The sequence below is a fragment of the Microbulbifer sp. VAAF005 genome (assembly GCF_030012985.1).
Taxonomy (GTDB): Bacteria; Pseudomonadota; Gammaproteobacteria; order Pseudomonadales; family Cellvibrionaceae; genus Microbulbifer.
The window spans coordinates 2,800,729-2,819,656 of record NZ_CP120233.1; the positions used below are offsets into that span (position 1 = coordinate 2,800,729).

At 56.9% G+C, this 18,928-nt stretch carries 14 protein-coding genes; 4 read left to right on the plus strand and 10 right to left on the minus strand.

Annotation, left to right across the window (positions count from 1 at the left end):
- Positions 1–53 precede the first annotated feature (53 nt).
- Genes mutL through P0078_RS12380 form a run of 4 tightly spaced genes read right to left on the minus strand, consistent with a single transcriptional unit; the run spans position 54 to position 5,327 of the window.
- Complete coding sequence (mutL, locus tag P0078_RS12365) at positions 54–1,940, minus strand: DNA mismatch repair endonuclease MutL (protein ID WP_282930284.1); 1,887 nt, start codon at positions 1,938–1,940, stop codon at positions 54–56.
- A 45-nt stretch (positions 1,941–1,985) separates the two neighbouring features.
- Entirely contained in the window at positions 1,986–3,296 is a 1,311-nt protein-coding gene (locus P0078_RS12370; RefSeq protein WP_282930285.1) for an N-acetylmuramoyl-L-alanine amidase, read from the minus strand.
- A 55-nt stretch (positions 3,297–3,351) separates the two neighbouring features.
- On the minus strand, positions 3,352–3,846 hold the full coding sequence (gene tsaE, locus P0078_RS12375; RefSeq protein ID WP_108731443.1) for a tRNA (adenosine(37)-N6)-threonylcarbamoyltransferase complex ATPase subunit type 1 TsaE: 495 nt from the start codon (positions 3,844–3,846) through the stop codon (positions 3,352–3,354).
- Positions 3,846–5,327: an NAD(P)H-hydrate dehydratase gene (locus P0078_RS12380; RefSeq protein ID WP_282930286.1), complete on the minus strand. Its 1,482-nt coding sequence runs from the start codon at positions 5,325–5,327 to the stop codon at positions 3,846–3,848. The genes tsaE and P0078_RS12380 overlap by 1 nt, the downstream gene beginning before the upstream one ends.
- 134 nt (positions 5,328–5,461) lie before the next feature.
- Here P0078_RS12380 and queG point away from each other — a divergent pair, with 134 nt between their 5' ends.
- Positions 5,462–6,571 carry a tRNA epoxyqueuosine(34) reductase QueG gene (queG, locus tag P0078_RS12385; protein WP_282930287.1) on the plus strand — a complete coding sequence of 370 codons (1,110 nt, stop codon included), beginning with the start codon at positions 5,462–5,464 and terminating at the stop codon, positions 6,569–6,571.
- A 13-nt stretch (positions 6,572–6,584) separates the two neighbouring features.
- Here the strand turns inward: queG and orn are convergent, their stop codons facing one another.
- Positions 6,585–7,124, minus strand: coding sequence for an oligoribonuclease (gene orn / locus P0078_RS12390; RefSeq protein WP_282930288.1), 540 nt, complete (start codon positions 7,122–7,124; stop codon positions 6,585–6,587).
- A gap of 86 nt (positions 7,125–7,210) precedes the next feature.
- Here orn and rsgA point away from each other — a divergent pair, with 86 nt between their 5' ends.
- The 3 genes from rsgA to asd are packed head-to-tail and all read left to right on the plus strand — an operon-like array spanning position 7,211 to position 9,931.
- Positions 7,211–8,251 (plus strand): small ribosomal subunit biogenesis GTPase RsgA, encoded by a 1,041-nt coding sequence (gene rsgA, locus P0078_RS12395; protein WP_282930289.1) that lies wholly within the window; start codon positions 7,211–7,213, stop codon positions 8,249–8,251.
- Positions 8,248–9,042, plus strand: a complete 795-nt coding sequence (locus P0078_RS12400) for a sulfurtransferase (protein ID WP_282930290.1) — start codon at positions 8,248–8,250, stop codon at positions 9,040–9,042. The genes rsgA and P0078_RS12400 overlap by 4 nt, the downstream gene beginning before the upstream one ends.
- Before the next feature lie 25 nt (positions 9,043–9,067).
- Positions 9,068–9,931, plus strand: a complete 864-nt coding sequence (gene asd / locus P0078_RS12405; RefSeq protein WP_282930291.1) for an archaetidylserine decarboxylase — start codon at positions 9,068–9,070, stop codon at positions 9,929–9,931.
- 51 nt (positions 9,932–9,982) lie between these two features.
- Here the strand turns inward: asd and P0078_RS12410 are convergent, their stop codons facing one another.
- From P0078_RS12410 to gltB, 5 genes are all read right to left on the minus strand, one after another.
- The gene (locus P0078_RS12410; protein WP_282930292.1) at positions 9,983–10,954 is read right to left on the minus strand and encodes an HD-GYP domain-containing protein; all 972 of its coding nucleotides are present in this window, start codon (positions 10,952–10,954) and stop codon (positions 9,983–9,985) included.
- Positions 10,951–11,334: a DUF3391 domain-containing protein gene (locus tag P0078_RS12415; RefSeq protein ID WP_282930293.1), complete on the minus strand. Its 384-nt coding sequence runs from the start codon at positions 11,332–11,334 to the stop codon at positions 10,951–10,953. Before P0078_RS12415 ends, P0078_RS12410 begins: the two co-directional genes overlap by 4 nt.
- 170 nt (positions 11,335–11,504) lie before the next feature.
- The gene (gene hemE / locus P0078_RS12420) at positions 11,505–12,584 is read right to left on the minus strand and encodes a uroporphyrinogen decarboxylase (protein ID WP_108731435.1); all 1,080 of its coding nucleotides are present in this window, start codon (positions 12,582–12,584) and stop codon (positions 11,505–11,507) included.
- Positions 12,585–12,744: 160 nt separating this feature from the next.
- Positions 12,745–14,163: a glutamate synthase small subunit GltD family protein gene (locus P0078_RS12425; RefSeq protein WP_282930294.1), complete on the minus strand. Its 1,419-nt coding sequence runs from the start codon at positions 14,161–14,163 to the stop codon at positions 12,745–12,747.
- A gap of 20 nt (positions 14,164–14,183) precedes the next feature.
- Positions 14,184–18,632 carry a glutamate synthase large subunit gene (gene gltB / locus P0078_RS12430; RefSeq protein WP_282930295.1) on the minus strand — a complete coding sequence of 1,483 codons (4,449 nt, stop codon included), beginning with the start codon at positions 18,630–18,632 and terminating at the stop codon, positions 14,184–14,186.
- Positions 18,633–18,928: the final 296 nt, after the last annotated feature.

Genomic DNA, 18,928 nt, shown 5'->3' on the forward strand with positions numbered 1-18,928 from the left:
GCTTATCACCCGGCAAGCTGTTATTCAAACTACCACCCACTTCTGCCGCGTACCTATTGGCCGCGCATAAACCACTTATCCATATCTGCCAGTTTAACCTGAGTCCAGGTCGGGCGACCGTGGTTGCACTGGCCACTGCGCTCCGTGCGCTCCATGTCCCGCAGCAGAGCATTCATTTCAGGGATTGTCAGACGTCGGTTTGCGCGAACAGAACCGTGACAAGCCATTGTCCCCAGCACTTCGTTGATACGCTCAGCAATACGGGCGCTGTCGCCCTCGCCGAGCAGATCCGAGAGTACATCGCGCACCAGCTGTTCCACTTCCGCACCGTGTAGCATTGTGGGTACCTGGCGCACCAGCAAAGTCTCCGGGCCGGCCCGCTGCAATACGAAACCAAGCGCGGTAAACACCTTGCTGCGCTCCTCGAAGCAGTCCGCTTCCCGCTGGCTGACGGCCAGGCTCACAGGAACCAGAAGGGGCTGAGCCTGGATTCCACCGGCCGCATAAGCCACTTTCATCTGCTCATAGACAATGCGCTCATGGGCAGCATGCATATCGACAACAACCATCCCGTGCTCGTTTTGCGCGAGAATATAGATTCCATGCAACTGCGCCAGAGCAAAGCCCAGCGGCGGCACTTCTGATTCGCTTTCAATGCCCGCACCGGCCCCTATGGTCGTCCCGGAAGGCGCTTGGGGCACGGGCACTGGCCGGCCGCTAGGGGCACCTTGCGGCTGTTGTGTCGCCGGGGATGAGTCCTGATACGGTTGGTGCAGAGCGCCGTAAGCGTTCATCTGCTCGCGCAAATTTGAGGGCGAGGGGCGATTGCTGAGTGGCATTTTATGCTGCCCGGCAAATTCACCGGCCTGCAAACCCGTGACCTGTTCCTGGCGCTCCTGCTCTGGCTCGCTTTCTGTTTCCTCTTTCTGCCCCGGACGCACATCCGCCAGGGCCCGGTGCAAACTGCCAAACAGGAAGTCGTGTACCAGGCGACTATCGCGAAAACGCACTTCGTGTTTGGTCGGGTGCACATTCACATCGACGGAAGCCGGGTCCAGCTCCAGATAAAGTACAAATGCCGGATGGCGACCGTGGTACAAAACATCGGCGAACGCCCGGCGCACCGCGTGGCTGACCACCTTGTCGCGAATAGCCCGGCCATTGACATAAAAGAATTGTAAGTCGGCCTGGGAGCGCGAGAATGCGGGCTCCGCAACCCACCCCCACAGGCGCAGGCCGCTGCGCTCCACATCGATATGCAGCGCATTCTGCATAAACGCCGGCCCACACACCTGGGCGACACGGCGCTCCATTTCCACCCGCCCGGTGCCCGCACGCAGATTATGCACACCCTTGCCGTTGTGGCGCAGGCTGATAGAGACATCAAATCGGGACAGCGCCAAGCGCTTAATTGTCTCGTCAATGCGATTGAATTCTGTTTTTTCTGTGCGCAGGAATTTCCGCCGAGCGGGCGTATTGAAGAACAGGTCGCGCACATCCACCGTGGTGCCACGGGGGTGAGCCGAGGGCGCGAGCTGTGCCTGCATGTCGCGGCCCTCCGCACTTACCTGCCACCCCTTGCCACTTTCATCGCGGCTGCTGGTCAATGCCAGACGCGCCACCGAGGAAATACTGGCGAGGGCCTCGCCGCGAAAGCCCAGGGTGGCCACCGCCTCCAGATCCTCCAAAGCGTGAATCTTGGAAGTCGCGTGGCGGGCCAGGGCCATTGGCAGGTCTTCCCGCTCTATGCCCTTGCCGTTATCGCGCACTTTCATGCGCTTGCTACCTCCGCCGTCCACATCGACCTCAAGTCGTGTAGCGCCCGCATCAAGGCTGTTTTCCAGCAACTCCTTGATTACTGATGCCGGGCGCTCAACTACCTCACCGGCGGCAATCTGGTTGGCAAGGCGAGGAGAGAGTTGCTGGATTTTATCGTGCATGAATCTGGCCTGTTAATGCTGCAAGGACCGCTCGACACTGAGGTCTCAGCCGGAAGGAATGCTCAGGGTCTGCCCCACTCGAATCACGGAATTCTTGATGCCATTCGCTCTCATCAGGGCGGCGACGGAGATATTATATCGCGCCGCGATACCCGAAAGGGTCTCCCCGCGGGCGATAACGTGGTTGCGAGATTTATCGCTCTGGTTGGCGGCGAGCCAGGTATCCGCCGGGGGGCGGCTCTTAAAGTGCGCCACTATACCGTCACTGAGCTTTTGCGCCAGCTTGCGCTGGAAACTGGGATCGCGCAGGCGTTTCGCTTCCTGGGGATTGGTAATAAAACCCGTCTCCACCAAAATTGAAGGCACATCCGGCGAACGCAGCACCGAGAAATTGGCCTGCTCCACCTGTTTTTTGTGCAGATGAGTGACGGTGCCAATCTGTGACAGCACACTGGCACCAATATCCAGGCTGGCATTCATGGTGGCAGTCATGGAGAGGTCGAGCAATACGCCGGCAAGGGTGTCGTCCTTATCGCCCAGGCTCAAACTGCCGGCGCCACCGATAAGATCGGACTCGTTTTCCCGCGCGGCCAAAAAGCGGGCGGTTTCACTGGTTGCGCCCCGGGAGGAGACCGCATAGACCCCAGCGCCACGGGCATCTTTACGGGTAAAGGCATCGGCGTGGATCGACACAAAAAGGTCCGCACGCATATTGCGCCCAATTTTTACCCGTTCCCGCAGAGGAATATAGTAATCCCCGGTGCGCACCAGTTTGGCGGTAAAGCCCTTCTCACCGTTTATCTTTTTGTGCAGCTGTTTGGCAATCGCCAGCACCACATCCTTTTCCCGCAAGCGACCGGGACCGGAAGCCCCGGGGTCTTCCCCGCCGTGCCCTGCATCAATAGCGACAATGATATTGCGCTCACTACTGACCTGCTCCAGCGTCTTCTCGCTGCCTTTAACCTCGTCGTAAAGATCGATCACCAATCGATCCGGCAGGTTTTCATGGCGCCGCAAAGCAAAGCTGCGCGGATTGGCCTGCTGCTTAAGGTCCAATACAACCCGTAGATCTTTTTTATTCTGACGGGCGTGGCGCACCCGGGCGATCGGCGTCTTCTCCAGGTCCAACTTGTCCAGCTCGGCCTTCAACTCGGTATCAGAGAGGTCGACAACCACCCGGTGGGGACTCTTGAGGGTGAATAACTTGTGCTCTGCCGGGCCGCTCAAATCTAAAACCAGACGCGTATGGTCGGGTGCTCGCCAGACGCGCACACCTTCCACTTGCGTCGCAGAAGCTGGCAGGAAAACTGCCAGCCACAGCGCGACAACTAACAGAGACCGCCACATAAAACTCATTACTTCCCAGCCCCTTTGCTTATTGGTATCAGTATTTCCCTGTGTTCAGGCGTTTTCAGGATGCTCGCAGCAGCTTCTGCAGCAGGTCTATTACGCGCTCCCCCTGGGGCGAGTGCGCAATTAACCTGAGCTGGCGACCACTTTCCGGCACTTCCAACTCAACTTCCAAGTCTGGAGCGGGCAATATGCCCTCGCCCCGCTCAGGCCACTCTACAAGGCTCAAGCTCTGCGCAGAGAAATAATCCCGCACCCCCATAAACTCCAACTCTTCCGGATCACCCAGACGATAAAGATCGAAGTGGTAAACCCGGTGAGCCTCGAGTTCGTAGGGTTCCACCAAGGTGTAGGTGGGGCTCTTTACCGCACCCTCGTGCCCAAAGGCCCTCAGTACCCCCCGACAAAAAGTTGTCTTTCCCGCGCCCAGCTGGCCATTTAAATACAGCGTCAGCCCCTGTTGCAGGCCCGCCGCAAGACAGGCCTGCCCGAGCGAGCTGCCGCCGGATACGGTGGCTGCTTCATCGGCCAAATGTAATTTCAATTCACTCGCCATCAATCTACCAAACGTCTAATCCAGGGCAATAAATCCGTAGCGAGTAATCCCCGCATACCCTCTTCGGCAGCGCGATTACCCGCCTCTCCATGTAACCACACCGCCAGTCGGGCAGCCTCCACCAGCGGCAAGTGCTGGCCAATCAATGCTGCAACAATACCGGTGAGAAGGTCTCCCATACCACCGGAAGCCATACCCGGGTTACCGCTGTTGATAAGGTCAACACCACCATCATGTGCAATCAGGGTGCCGGCGCCTTTTAATATCACCACGCCACTGAATTTTTGCTGAACTGCAATAGCAGCTGCGCGCGGATCGGCGAGCACCTCGGCGGTATCACAACCCAGGAGGCGGGCGGCCTCCCCCACATGTGGGGTCAACACCCAGTCATCCCGCCGGACCCCGGCCAGAACCCGGCCCTCGGCGAGAATATTCAATGCATCGGCATCTACGACCAAGGGCGCCTCAGCTCGGCCGGCTCGCGCCAGCAGCTGCTCACTCCAGGGGGAGCGTCCCAAACCGGGGCCCACTGCAATTACGCTGGGGCCTTCGAGCAGCGGTTCCAGCTCCTGCCCGGAAATCACCGGATGGGCCATCACTTCTGGACTGCGAGTTAACGCTGCGGACAAATGCTCAGGGCGGGTCGCCAGGGAAATCAGCCCGGCTCCACAGCGCGCTGAGGATTGCGCAGCCATCAATGCAGCACCGCCAAATCCGGTATCACCGCCGACAACCAAAATATGGCCAAACTGGTTTTTAAAGCTATCGGCGGCACGCGCTGGCAGGCGACGGATGGCATCAGCCTCGTAACGCATAGCCAAAGGCTCAACTGCTCGGTAGGCAGCCTCAGGTGCCCCCAAGCCTTCGAAAATTACCTCTCCGCAGAGCGCCGGGCCGCGACCGCAGTAGAGCCCCATTTTGCGGCCGATAAAAGTCACCGTCATATCGGCACTAACCGCCTCGCCGGCACTGCCGGTATCGGCACTCAGACCGGAGGGGATATCCACAGCCAACACCGGGCCGGGGCTTTTGCGGATTCGCTCAACCGCATGCGCCACGCCGGAGCGCAGCTCACCGCTAAAGCCCGTTCCCAGCAATGCATCCACAATCAGTGTATTGGCGTCTGCCGTATCCAGCTCTGCGAGAGAGTTCACCACCTGGACACTTTCCCGGCAGGCGTACTCATAGGCCTCCCGGGCATCGCCACTCAGGTGCTGAGAATCGGTACACGCATAGACGGTGACCGGGATTTTCTTTTGCGCGGCGAGGGCGGCAATCACATAGCCATCCCCACCATTGTTCCCACCACCGCAGAATACCTGGAGGCGGTCGATCTCCGGCCAGCGCCTGCGTAGATGTGAAAAAGCCGCGCGACCGGCGCGCTTCATCAGTTGAATGGAGGGGATTTCCAGTGCAGCAATCGTCTGTCGATCCAGCTCACGTACCGACTCGGCACTGTATAGAGGTTGAGGCGTGTCCATGCAGCTCCCGCGATGTGGTCAAGAATTCATCTGTGGCAAAATAGGCAATTACATCGCCATCGTTTGCGCCAACCGCAAAGTATACCGCCCCGGCCAGGCATTGTGCTTGCAGGGAATATCGAGCCGCTTTATCTATGACCGAATCACTGCTCGCCGACTTAGCCCAACAGATCAAAATTTGGGGCAGAGAACTGGGCTTCCAACAAGTGGGTATTACCGATTGCCAGCTGGAGGAGGAAGGGGAACGCCTGCGCGCCTGGATTGATGCGGGCTATCACGCTGATATGGACTGGATGGGCGCTCACGGTGAGAAACGCTGGCGCCCCGAATTATTGGAGCCGGGAACACTGCGGGTAATCAGCGTGCGTCTGGACTACCTGCCGCCGGACACCCAGCCGATTAAAGTGTTGAAGGATGCGAGTAAAGCCTATGTATCCCGCTATGCGAATGGCCGCGATTACCACAAGTTGATCCGCAAACGCCTGGCCAATCTATCAAAGCAAATTGATACCTATTGCGCCGAGCGGGGCATTGAATCGAAAGGTCGGGCTTTTACCGACAGCGCCCCGGTGATGGAGAAGGCCCTGGCAGCTAAGGCCGGCCTGGGCTGGATTGGTAAAAATACGCTGGTACTCAACTCGACCGCCGGCTCTTACTTTTTCCTCGGCGAAATCTACACCAACTTGCCACTCCCCATAGATATCAGCGAGGAGCATGATCAGTGTGGCGACTGTGTCGCCTGCCTCAGGGTTTGCCCCACCGATGCCTTTATCGATGACCGCACCCTGGATGCGCGGCGCTGCATCTCCTACCTCACTATTGAAAACAAAGGCCCAATCCCTGAGGAATTTCGCGAGCCCATCGGCAACCGGATATACGGCTGCGACGACTGCCAAATAGTGTGCCCTTGGAATAAGTTCGCCAAGCCCACCAAGGAAAAAGATTTTCATCCCCGACACGGACTGGACAATGGTGAGCTACTGAAGTTGTTTACCTGGAGCGAAGAGGAGTTCCTGCGCAAGACTGAGGGTTCGGCGATTCGCCGAATCGGCCACGAGCGCTGGCTGCGCAACCTGGCTGTTGCCTTAGGCAATGGGGAGGCCACGCCCGAAGTCATCAATACCCTGGAGAGTGCGCGCGCCGACGCCACGCCCCTGGTGCTAGAGCATATCGATTGGGCGCTGGAGCGGTTGCGCAGCGGGCGCAGGCGCAAGCGTAAAATCAAACGCAAGCCCGCTGGCTAATCGAGAGTGGGGGTCAGAGGCGGAAAAAAGTCTCGCGGTAGTGGCGCAATTCCTCAATAGAATCGCGGATATCATCGAGCGCCAAATGGCTGCTGTGTTTTTTAACTCCATCCAAAACCTCTGGGCGCCAGCGACGAGCCAATTCCTTCACCGAGCTGACATCCAGGTTGCGATAGTGGAAATAGGATTCCAACTCCGGCATATATTTCACCAGGAAGCGGCGATCCTGGCCGATAGAGTTGCCACACATGGGAGATGCTCCCTCAGGGACCCACTGTCGCAAGAACTCCAGGGTCTCCCTCTCCGCGCCCCTTTCGGAAATACGGGACTCTTTAACCCGCGTTACCAGCCCGGAACCACCGTGCTGATCGGTATTCCATTCATCCATTGCATCTAGCAGGGCATCGCTCTGGTGGATGACCATTGAGGGCCCCTCAGCGAGAATCTCCAGGCGTGAATCCGTCACGATTGTGGCAATTTCAATAATGCGCTCTTTGTCCGGATTTAGGCCTGTCATCTCCAGGTCAATCCAGATCAGGTTGTTCTGATCCACAACGGGTCTCCTCAAACTTTCCGCGCAAGTTACCGCAACTACCCTGCAATAGCTATAATCCGCCGCTAGTCTCCAGGTGCTAGTGCATGAGTAAACGCAAATTAAATCGCCGCCAACAGTGGCGTATCAACAAAATCCAGCAGGAACGCGAAGCCCGCGCCCGCAAGCGCGAGCAATCTGCCGAAGAGGCCCTGGAAGAGGGGCAACTGGGGCAGGAACAGATCGGTCTGGTTATCGCCAACTATGGCACACAGGTTTTAGTGGAGAGCGAGAGTGATCCGAGCCTGCGCCAGCGTTGCCATTTGCGCGCCAATATCGAAACCCTGGTGACCGGCGATCGCGTTGCCTGGCACCCTGCCAGCGAAGACAGCGATGGGGGCATTGGTGTTATCGGCGCGCGCCTGCCGCGCAATTCCGAGCTGCAAAGACCCGATCGCTACGGCGACCTGAAAACGGTCGCCGCCAATATCGATCGCATATTGATCGTTATCGCCCCCTACCCCGAACCCTTTGCCAATGCTATAGACCGCTACCTGGTAGCCGCAGAGACCACCGGCATAGCACCCATGCTACTGCTCAACAAAACCGACCTGATCGATGAGCGCAATCGCGATTCATTGGAGGAGCTACTCGCCCCCTACCCGGAGCTCGGCTACCCGGTTTTACGGTTATCGACCAAAACTGGCGAGGGCCTGCCCGAGCTGCTGGAAACCCTTGCGCAAGGATGTAGCGTTTTTGTAGGGCAGTCCGGGGTGGGCAAGTCATCCCTGGTCAACGCACTGCTTCCCAGTGCCGGCGCCCGCACCGGTGCCCTTTCAGAGGCCACACAGAAGGGGACTCACACCACTACAGCGGCGGAACTGTTTCACCTGCCCAGTGGGGGTGATCTGATAGACTCCCCAGGCATTCGCGAGTTTGGACTCTGGCATATGGAGGAGGCCGCCCTACTGGAAGGGTTTGTGGAATTCCGACCATTTATAGGACACTGCCGCTTTCGCGACTGCCGCCACCAGGGCGAACCCCGTTGCGCTATCCAGGAGGCTCTGACCGATGGAAAAATTAGCGAGCGTCGCATGAATAGTTTTCTGCATTTGCGCAACAGCCTGGAATCGGAGAACAAGTTTTGAAACTGATCATCGAAGCGGATGAGCTCGCGACTCAGCTTGAGCGCGAAGAACTGCTGATTGTAGACCTCAGCTCACCCCACAATTACCTCAACGGCCATATCCCAGGGGCCGTTCACCTGCCGTTCCAGGCGCTGATGGCTGGCACCGCGCCCGCACCGGGCAAACTGCCCGGCATCGAACAGCTGACCCAGGTGTTTCAAGCTATCGGCTTAAAGCCGGAACAACATGTGGTCGCCTGTGACGACGAAGGCGGCGGTTGGGCTGGGCGCTTTTTGTGGACCTTGGAAATGATAGGCCACCGCAATTACAGCTACTTGAATGGTGGCATGTTGGCCTGGCGAGGCGCCGGCCTTCCTCTCACTACCGAGGCACCGGATATCGAGCCGAGTGATATTCAAATCACCGTCAACAGCACAGCTGCGATGGACGCCCAGCAAATCCAGGATCAACTGGGCAATGATGAATTCCTTGTTTGGGATGCTCGCTCACCCCAGGAATATCGCGGTGAGCGAGTCCTGGCAATGAAGGGCGGTCATATCCCGGGAGCAATCAATTGCGAGTGGACCCAATTGATGGACCCGCAAAAAGACTTGCGTATTCGTGCGGATGCCCGCGAATTCCTCGCTGCACTGGGAATTGATAGCTCACACAAAATTGTCACCCACTGCCAGAGCCATCACCGCTCCGCTTTTACCTGGTTAGTGGGCAAGTCCCTGGGATTGGATATTCGCGCTTATCCAGGCTCCTGGAGTGAGTGGGGCAATTTGCCCAATACGCCGGTACAGCAGTAGATACATTGAGAAAAGACGTAGATTTATGAACCCTAAACTTTTTGCCGCCCTGCAATACCTAACGCCGCAACACGCACTCTCCCGCGCTGCCGGCTGGTTGGCGAATACAGAACTCAAGTGGATCAAAGATCCTTTCACCCGCTGGTTTGTGGATAAGTACGGTGTAGATATGCAGGAGGCCAAAGAGAGCGACTGCACTGCCTACCGCACCTTCAATGAATTCTTTACCCGCGAACTGGTGGACGGAGCCCGCCCCATTGTCGAAGGGCAACACACCCTCGCCAGCCCTGCCGACGGCGCCATAAGCCAGCTGGGCCAGATCCATAACGGCCGTATTTTCCAGGCTAAAGGTCACGACTACAGCCTAGTTGAACTGGTGGGCGGTGATCCCAAGGTAGCGGCGCAATTTAATGACGGACACTTCGCCACTGTGTATCTGTCACCGAAGGATTATCACCGGGTGCATATGCCCATGACCGGCACCCTGCGCAGCATGACCTATGTGCCCGGGCAGCTTTTCTCTGTAAATACGGTAACGGCAGAAAACGTTCCGCGCCTGTTCGCGCGCAATGAGCGTCTGGTCTGTGTATTCGATACTGAAGCCGGACCCATGGCAATGATCCTGGTGGGTGCAATGATTGTCGCCGGTATCGAAACCGTATGGGCCGGACAAGTCGCTCCTATCCAGCGCAAAGTCATCAATACGGATTATCTGGATAAGGCACCCATCCACTTGGAGAAAGGTGAGGAGATGGGACGCTTTAAGCTGGGCTCTACCGTCATTATGCTATTTGGCGCAGACCAGGTGAGCTGGCTCGACCAGCTGGAAGCCGAGTCGCCTGTGCGCATGGGTGAGCATTTCGGTAATTTACTATCCGGCAAGGACTGATATTAATAAGGAGAGGCGGCAGTTTTAACAGCCGTCTCTGAAAAAGGGGGCTTATTTTGTCAGGCGCGTCAGCAGCTGCCCCAGTCGACCACCGCGGAATAAATAATTGTCGCGAATATTCGCCGCATCCACCTGAGGGTAAGCTCCGGGTTCTATATCCCTGAGGATACTGATCTTTTCCTCGACACTCATCTTGCCACGCTCGATAAGCTTCTGTTCTCGATCCTCAACTTCAGCCAAGTCACACAGGCGAGGCTTGCTGAGCGTCTGTTTTTGCCCATCGAGAACGATCATTACCTTTGGTCGCAAGCGCCGGTCGTAGGTCTGTTCCACCACCACGCCAACCTCTCCAGTGGACAGCTCTACCTGGGTACCAGTGGGGTAGAGACCAATAGCCTGGATAAACTCCACCACCAGCTGTTCTTGATAGGCGATACCCCGCAGGTCATATAACTTGGCAACCGCCCGGGATGGCGCTACCGGCTCACTGGAACCTCTTGGGTTAGTGGCTTCATCATAAAAAGTCACTATTCCGCACATGCGCGCCAACACTGAAATCCTGTCACCGCGCAAGCCCTCAGGGTAACCACTACCATCGTGGCGCTCGCAGTGGGCACTAATGACTTCGATAACCTTCGGATCTATTTCTGGGTCTGCCGACAGCATCTTGACGCTGTGCTGCACAAACTTTCGATACTCCAATTCACTGCGCGGGTCGCGCTGCTTCATCTGCAGCACTTCCCCGTCGATAGCCAGCTTGCCTACATCCTTCAGCAGAGTAGCCACCCCGAGCTTTAGTAAATCACTGCGTGAAAGACCGATATGGCGGCCGAATAGCACCGCCCAAATACTGGCACGCACCGAGTGACTGTAGGTGTGCTCATCCTTATCTCGCACACGAGCCAGCCAGGCAAACGCATCGGGACTGCGCAACACACTTTCTACTAAATCCTCAACGACTTGGTTGACCTGCTGCACCGGTATGGGCCTGTTGTTGGAGACAAGCCCCATTACCTCATTCATACCATAGAGGATCTGGCCGTGAAGCTTGCGCGCATTACTGGCTTCCCGTTGCGCCGGCTGCGGAGGGGGTATTTTTTATGGGAAACAGTGACAGGTTTGCAGGGGATAGTGACCGCTGTGCGGCCGGAAGCACGGCCCTTTGCGGAAGTGTCGCTGCCCCCGAGTAATCGGCGCAGGGTAACTCCGGCACTGCCGACAGTTTTGTGTATATCGACATAAACAAACCGGCAGTATTTCTGTAGCTGCCGAATTTCTTCCAAATCGCGGATATAAAAACCCTGCAGCGCAAATGGAGTGCGTGTCCAAGGCCTGTCGAGCTTGGAGACAAACATGCCGCGCTGTAAATCACCGACAGAAATTTTTGCTTGTTCGATTGCCACTGGGGAAGGTGCCGACAACTGTAGTTAACGCTAAAAAGCTGCCCTGAAAGACCCCGTGGCGTAAAATCCTCGGTCCTCTGGGCAAGCTCACCTTTATATCATGGAGAGATATTAAGGTTCACCCGCCCAAAGTGAGACTGCATTCACAGACTCAGAGATCAGTGACCCGTTTAGGCGTGATATTGGGCTGACAGCTCTACCACAGCTTCAATCATGGCTCCAGCATGTTTCGGATCTACCTTGGGGGTAATTCCGTGACCTAAATTGAAAACGTGGCCACTACCCTGACCAAAAGACTTCAAAACAGCCGCCACTTCTGTGCGAATTCGTTCGGGACTCGCATAGAGAACAGCTGGATCCAAGTTGCCTTGCAGGGCCACCTTGTCTCCCACTCGGGCGCGGGCACTGCCAATGTCTGTCGTCCAATCCAAGCCCAGGGCGTCAGCGCCAGTATCAGCCATTGCTTCCAACCACTGACCACCTCCCTTAGTGAACAGGATGGCCGGCACTCGACGACCGTCGACTTCTTTAATCAGCCCCTGGAGAATTCTCTGCATATATTTCAGGGAGAATTCACGGTAAGCACTGTGGCTGAGTGCCCCGCCCCAGGTATCAAAGATCTGTACGGCCTGGGCTCCAGCGCGAATCTGGGCGTTCAGGTAATCGGTAACAGAGTCGGCCAGCACCGTGAGTAACTGGTGCATCAGCTCAGGGCGGTTGTAGAGCATTTCCTTACAGCGGGCAAAATCCTTGCTGGAGCCACCTTCAACCATATAAGTCGCCAGCGTCCAGGGGCTGCCGGAGAAGCCGATAAGCGGCACGCGACCATTCAACTCGCGGCGGATGGTGGACACGGCATTCATCACATAGTCCAAATCCTTTTCGCTGTTCACCACTTCCAGGGCTTCGATATCAGCCGCCGTGCGCAGGGGCTTGTGGAACTTCGGGCCCTCTCCTTCAGAGAAATAGAGGCCCAGGCCCATGGCATCGGGAATAGTCAGGATATCGGAAAACAGAATGGCGGCGTCCAGCGGGTAGCGCTCCAGAGGTTGCAGCGTTACCTCACAGGCCAGCTCAGTATTGCGGCACAGATCCATAAAGCTGCCAGCTTCGGCGCGGCTGGCTCGATATTCCGGCAGGTAGCGCCCCGCCTGTCGCATCATCCACACGGGCGTTCGATCCACTGGCTGGCGCAGAAGGGCGCGAAGAAAGCGGTCGTTTTTCAATTCGGACGGTTTGGTATCAGACATAGGCACACCGAGCGGGCTAAAAAAACGGGCATTGTACAGGGGCTTGGCCGCTATACACAGGGTGGCAAAGATATTGCGAGGTGCCTATTGGGACTGGCACAAATGTGCACGGAATAATTGGGCAGTGAGGGACCGTGCCCCCACTGCAAATCAGAAACGATTAAATATCCAGGTAATCGAGAATACCTTCACCGGCCTGGCGCCCTTCCCAGATAGCGGTCACTACCAGGTCGGAGCCGCGCACCATATCGCCGCCGGCAAACACCTTCTCATTGGAGGTCTGGAATTTGTATTTTTGTTTTTCTGGAGCGACGACGCCACCCCAGTCGGCAACTTCAATATTGTGCTGCGGAAACCACTCCGCCGGGCTGGGACGGAATCCAAAGGCCACCAGAACGATATCCGCCGGGATAATTTCTTCAGAACCGGGCACCACCTGAGGGCGACGGCGGCCGTTTTCATCGGGCTCACCGAGCTCCGTAGTAACCACTTTAACCCCGGCCACCTTGCCATCTCCAACGATCTCAACCGGCTGGCGATTGAACAGGAACTGTACGCCCTCTTCCTTGGCATTGGCCACTTCCCGACGTGAGCCGGGCATATTTTCCTCATCGCGGCGGTAGGCACAGGTTACGCTCTTAGCACCCAATCGAATCGAGCTGCGGTTACAGTCCATGGCGGTATCACCACCACCGAGAACCACCACGCGCTTGCCCTCAACCGAAACAAATTCGGAAGCATCGCGCTCCCAGCCCATATTGCGATTTACGTTGGCAATCAGGAATGGCAAAGCATCGTGAACACCGGGCAGATCTTCACCGGGGAAGCCGCCCCTCATGTAGTTGTAAGTGCCCATCCCCATAAAAACAGCATCGTAGTCATTGAGCAGCTGCTCAAAACTGATGTCCTTACCCACCTCAGTATTGAGACAGAACTCAACGCCCATCTCAGTAAACACTTCCCGGCGCTGCTGCATTACCGACTTCTCCAGCTTGAACTCGGGAATACCAAAGGTAATCAGGCCACCAATTTCCGGGTGCTTGTCGAACACCACCGGCTGCACGCCATTGCGTACCAAAATATCAGCGCAGCCCAGCCCAGCCGGGCCGGCACCAATCACCGCTACTCGTTTACCCGTTTTCTCAACATGGCTTAAGTCCGGGCGCCATCCCAGGGCGAAGGCTGTATCAGTAATGTACTTTTCCGCATTGCCGATGGTGACCGCACCAAAGCCATCATTGAGGGTACATGCGCCCTCACAGAGGCGGTCCTGGGGACACACCCGGCCACAGACTTCCGGCAGAGTATTGGTTTCGTGGCAGAGTTCAGCTGCCTCAATAACATTGCCCTCGCTGATCAGCTTCAACCAGTTGGGAATGTAGTTGTGTACCGGGCACTTCCATTCGCAATAGGGGTTGCCACAATCCAGGCAGCGGTGCGCCTGGCTGGCCACCTGTCGCTCGCTGAAAGGCTCATAAATTTCAACAAACTCGCCGGTGCGGGTGATGATGTCCTTCTTCGGCGGATCGATGCGACTTACGTCGATAAACTGGAAGTCGTTGTTCAGTCTGTCTTTCATACTGTTTCTCCACCCCGCCTTTATTCGCCGCGCTTGCGCACGTCGGAAAGAAGATCTGCAAGGCTCGCCGCCTTTGGTTTAACCAGCCAGAAACGGCTCAAGTAATCATCGAAGTTATCCAATAACTCGGCGCCCCAGGCGCTCTGGGTCTCCGCCGCATACTCTTCGATAACTTCGCGCAGGTGACTCTGGTGTGGCTCGAGAATTTCGCTGCTGATTCGGCGCAGCTCGATCAACTCATGGTTGCAGCGATCGAAGAAATCCCGCTCCATATCCAGGACATAGGCGAAGCCACCGGTCATACCGGCGCCGAAGTTAAATCCGGTGCGCCCGAGAACCGCGACCATACCCCCGGTCATATATTCACAGCAGTGATCTCCAGCCCCTTCGACTACCGCAAAGGCACCGGAGTTGCGCACGGCGAAGCGCTCACCGGCACAACCCGCCGCAAATAACTTGCCGCCAGTGGCACCGTAGAGACAGGTATTGCCGACAATACTGGTTTCCTGGGAGGCGAATAAGCTACCTTGCGGCGGTCGTATAACCAGCTTGCCGCCGGCCATGCCCTTACCCACATAGTCGTTGGCATCGCCATCCAGATACATATCCAAACCACCGGCATTCCATACACCGAATGACTGGCCGGCGACCCCTTTGAGGCGCAGTTTCACCGGAGCTTCAACCATGCCCTGGTTACCGTAGCGCTTGGCGATCTCACCGGACAGGCGTGCTCCCAGGGATCGGTCACAGTTGGTCACGTCGTAGCTGAACTCGCCACCTTTAAAGCCTTCGATAGTCGGCAGGATATCCGCCACCATCTGCTCCGCCAGTTCGCCTTTATCCCACGGATCATTCGTCGCGGACTGACAGGTTTGCGGCTTGCTGTCCAACAGCTCATCCGTATGTAATAGAGGTGCGAGATCCAGCTTTTTCTGCTTGTCAGTTTCGCCATCCAGTACGCGCAGCAAGTCCACACGCCCCACCAACTCTTCCAGGCTGCGCACCCCGAGCTTGGCCATCCACTCGCGGGTCTCTTCGGCGACAAAACGGAAGAAGTTCATCGCCATTTCTGCGGTGCCAATATAGTGCTCGTCACGCAGGTCTTTCTTCTGGGTGGCGATACCGGTGGCACAGTTATTCAGATGACAGATGCGCAGATACTTACAGCCGATCGCCACCATGGGTGCCGTACCAAAACCGAAGCTCTCGGCACCGAGAATTGCCGCCTTGATCACATCGAGGCCAGTTTTCAGACCCCCATCGGTTTGTACCCGAACCTTGCCGCGCAAATCATTGGCACGCAGGGTCTGGTGGGTTTCCGCCAATCCCAGCTCCCAGGGCGACCCGGCATAGCGAATCGAGGTGATTGGGCTGGCTGCTGTGCCGCCGTCGTAGCCGGAGATGGTGATCAAATCCGCATAGGCTTTGGCAACACCCGCAGCAATGGTGCCAACCCCGGGCCGCGATACCAGTTTTACCGAGACCAAGGCATCGGGATTGACCTGTTTGAGGTCGTAGATCAGCTGCGCCAAGTCTTCGATGGAATAGATATCGTGATGCGGCGGCGGGGAAATCAGGGTCACACCGGGCACCGAATAGCGAAGCCGCGCGATCAGTTCGTTGACCTTGCCACCGGGCAGCTGACCGCCTTCACCGGGCTTGGCGCCCTGGGCTACCTTAATTTGCAATACCTCGGCATTTACCAGGTAGTGCGGTGTTACGCCAAAACGACCGGAGGCAATTTGCTTAATCTTGGAGACTTTATCAGTGCCAAAACGGGCAGGATCTTCACCGCCCTCGCCACTGTTTGAACGCCCACCCAGGCGATTCATCGCTTGAGCCAGGGATTCATGGGCTTCGGGGGACAGGGCCCCCAGGGACATGGCCGCCGTATCAAAGCGACGCAAAATCTGCTCTGCCGGCTCCACATCTTCCAGAGCTACCGGTTCGATGTTCTCCTTGAAGTCCAGCATATCCCGCAATGTCGCCACCGGGCGCTGGTTAACCAGCTCCGCGTAGTCCCGCCACGCGGCATAGTCACCGGTGCTGGCAGCGCGCCGCAGGGTAGTCACCACATCCGGGTTAAAAGCGTGATACTCCTGGCCGTAGACAAACTTGTGCAGGCCGCCGGGGGAAACAGGTTTGCGGGCTTTCCAGGCAATTTCAGAGCGGGCCGCCATATCGGCTTGCAGCTCGGGGAAGCCGGCACCTTCAATGCGAGTGGGCGCTCCGGGGAAACACAGGTCCACCACATCCTTGGAAATACCCACCAGCTCGAACAGCAGTGCGCCGCGATAAGAGGCAACGGTGGAAATGCCCATCTTGGACAGGATCTTTAACAGGCCCTTGATAATGCCGTTGCGGTAATTTTTCTGCGCCTCAGCGGCATCCAGCAGCAATTCACCGGTATCGATCAGGTGATTGATAATGCTGTAGGAGAAATACGGGTGTACTGCGGTGGCACCGACACCAACCAAACAGGCCAACTGATGTGCATCGCGGGCGCTGGCGGTATCCACCACAACATTGGAGTCACAGCGCAAGCCCGCATGTACCAGGTGGTGGTGCACCGCGCCTGTCGCCAGCAGTGCATCGATTGGCAAGTGCCCCTCGCGAATATCGCGATCGGACAGTACTACAATCACAGCCCCCGCCCGCACTGAGGCCTCAACTTTGGCGCAGAGCTGTTCAATCGCCGACTTGAGGTCCTGTTCAGCGGGGTCGTAGTTCAGGTCGAAGATCTCCGCTTCGAAGCCCGGGCGATCAAGGGATAAGAGTGCCGTGTACTTCATATGGGAAAGTACTGGCGAAGACAGGATCACCCGATCCGCGTGCTCGGGGGTTTCCTCAAATACGGATTTCTCTCGACCCAGGCAGGTTTCCAGGGACATCACCACAGTTTCCCGCAGGGGGTCAATTGGCGGGTTGGTTACCTGGGCAAACTGCTGCCGGAAGTAGTCATAGAGCGAGCGGTTGTAACGGGACAAAACCGCCATCGGCGTATCATCGCCCATTGAACCGACTGCTTCCTGGCCCGCCTCAGCCATGGGCCGGACGACTTTGTCGCGCTCTTCCAGGGAGGAGCTGAACAGCTTTTGGTAGACCTTGAATTGCTGGTGGGAGAAGTTGTTGTCCACCGGCGCGGTAACCAAAGTAGAGCGGATACGGCGTGCTTTATCCTTTAGCCAACGCTTATAGGGCTGTGCCCGCTTGAGCATATTATCGATGTCAGCGGTGTGGTAGAGCTTACCCTCTTGGGTGTCCACCGACAGCATCTGCCCCGGTCCAAGGCGGCCCTTAGCCACAACATCTTCAGGGGCATAGTCGTACACGCCCACTTCGGATGCCACGGTGATCAGGTCATCCTTGGTAATCACCCAGCGCGAGGGGCGCAAGCCGTTGCGGTCCAGGGTACACACGGCATAGCGGCCATCCGTCATCACCAATCCAGCCGGCCCATCCCAGGGCTCCATATGCATGGAGATATATTCGTAAAAAGCGCGCAGGTCCGCATCCATTCCTTCAACATTTTGCCAGGCCGGCGGCACTAGCATGCGCACGGCCCGGTGCAGCTCCATGCCGCCCGCCAACAGCATCTCCAGCATGTTGTCCAGGCTGGAGGAGTCGGAACCCTCACGGTTAACCAGGGGCACCAGCTCATTCAGCTCTGGAATCAGGTCAGTGGCAAATTTACTGGTGCGAGCAACAGACCAGTTACGGTTGCCGGTAATTGTGTTGATCTCACCATTGTGCGCCAGCAAGCGGAATGGCTGAGCCAGGGGCCAGCGGGGCATGGTGTTGGTAGAGAAGCGCTGGTGGAAAACACAGATCGCGGTTTCCAGGCGCGGGTCGGCCAGTTCTGGGAAAAACTTGGGCAGATCAGCCGGAATCATCAGGCCTTTGTAGGAGAGGACACTGGTTGAAAGGCTGGCAATATAGACTTCGCTACTTAAGCGCAACTCGGCTTTGCGACGGGCCACATAGAGACGGGCATTGAATTTCGCCTCGCCGAGGGGCTCGTCTGCATTGTTGATCAGCAACTGCTCAAAGTGTGGCAGGCAATCCCGGGCAATAGGGCCCAGACATTCCGGGTTAGTCGGTACGGTGCGCCAGCCGACGGTCTTTAGGCCCTGAGCTTGCAACTCAGTTTCGAGAATTTTGCGGGCTTTATCGGCTTCGGCTTGATCTAGTGGGAGCATGATTGATCCCACTGCGTAGGTTGCTGTCAGCTCAGCACCAAACAGGGTCTTGGCTTCTGCGCGGAGGAAAGCATCCGGCTTTTGCAGCAAAAGACCGCAACCATCACCGGTTTTACCATCGGCGGCAATACCACCCCGGTGGGTCATGCAAGTGAGGGATTCAATGGCCGTCTGCACTAACTTGTGACTTGCCACACCGTGCAAATGAGCGATCAGACCAAAACCGCAGTTGTCCTTAAACTCATCCAACTGATACAGACTGCTACCCATAGAATTCCTCGTCGCTATCGATTGGGGGACCACTGGCGCTTAAAAAAAGAAGTGCCTGTTATGGGCGAATGTCACTTTAAGCTTCGCGCTACGCTCTCCTGCGGTCCCTTGGAAAAAGATCCCGAGATAAAAAAAGCCCTCTGCTGGGGCTTTTTTTGTTGTTATTGGCGGTTTTTTGCCCCGCCTTTCCTTTCGGGGGGCGCAATATTACTTGCCCAACACTACATTTTCAACTTTTAGCAGTGTATTAGTCTGTCAAATCAAACAAAACCAAACTTATCTTCTAGCAGTCAATC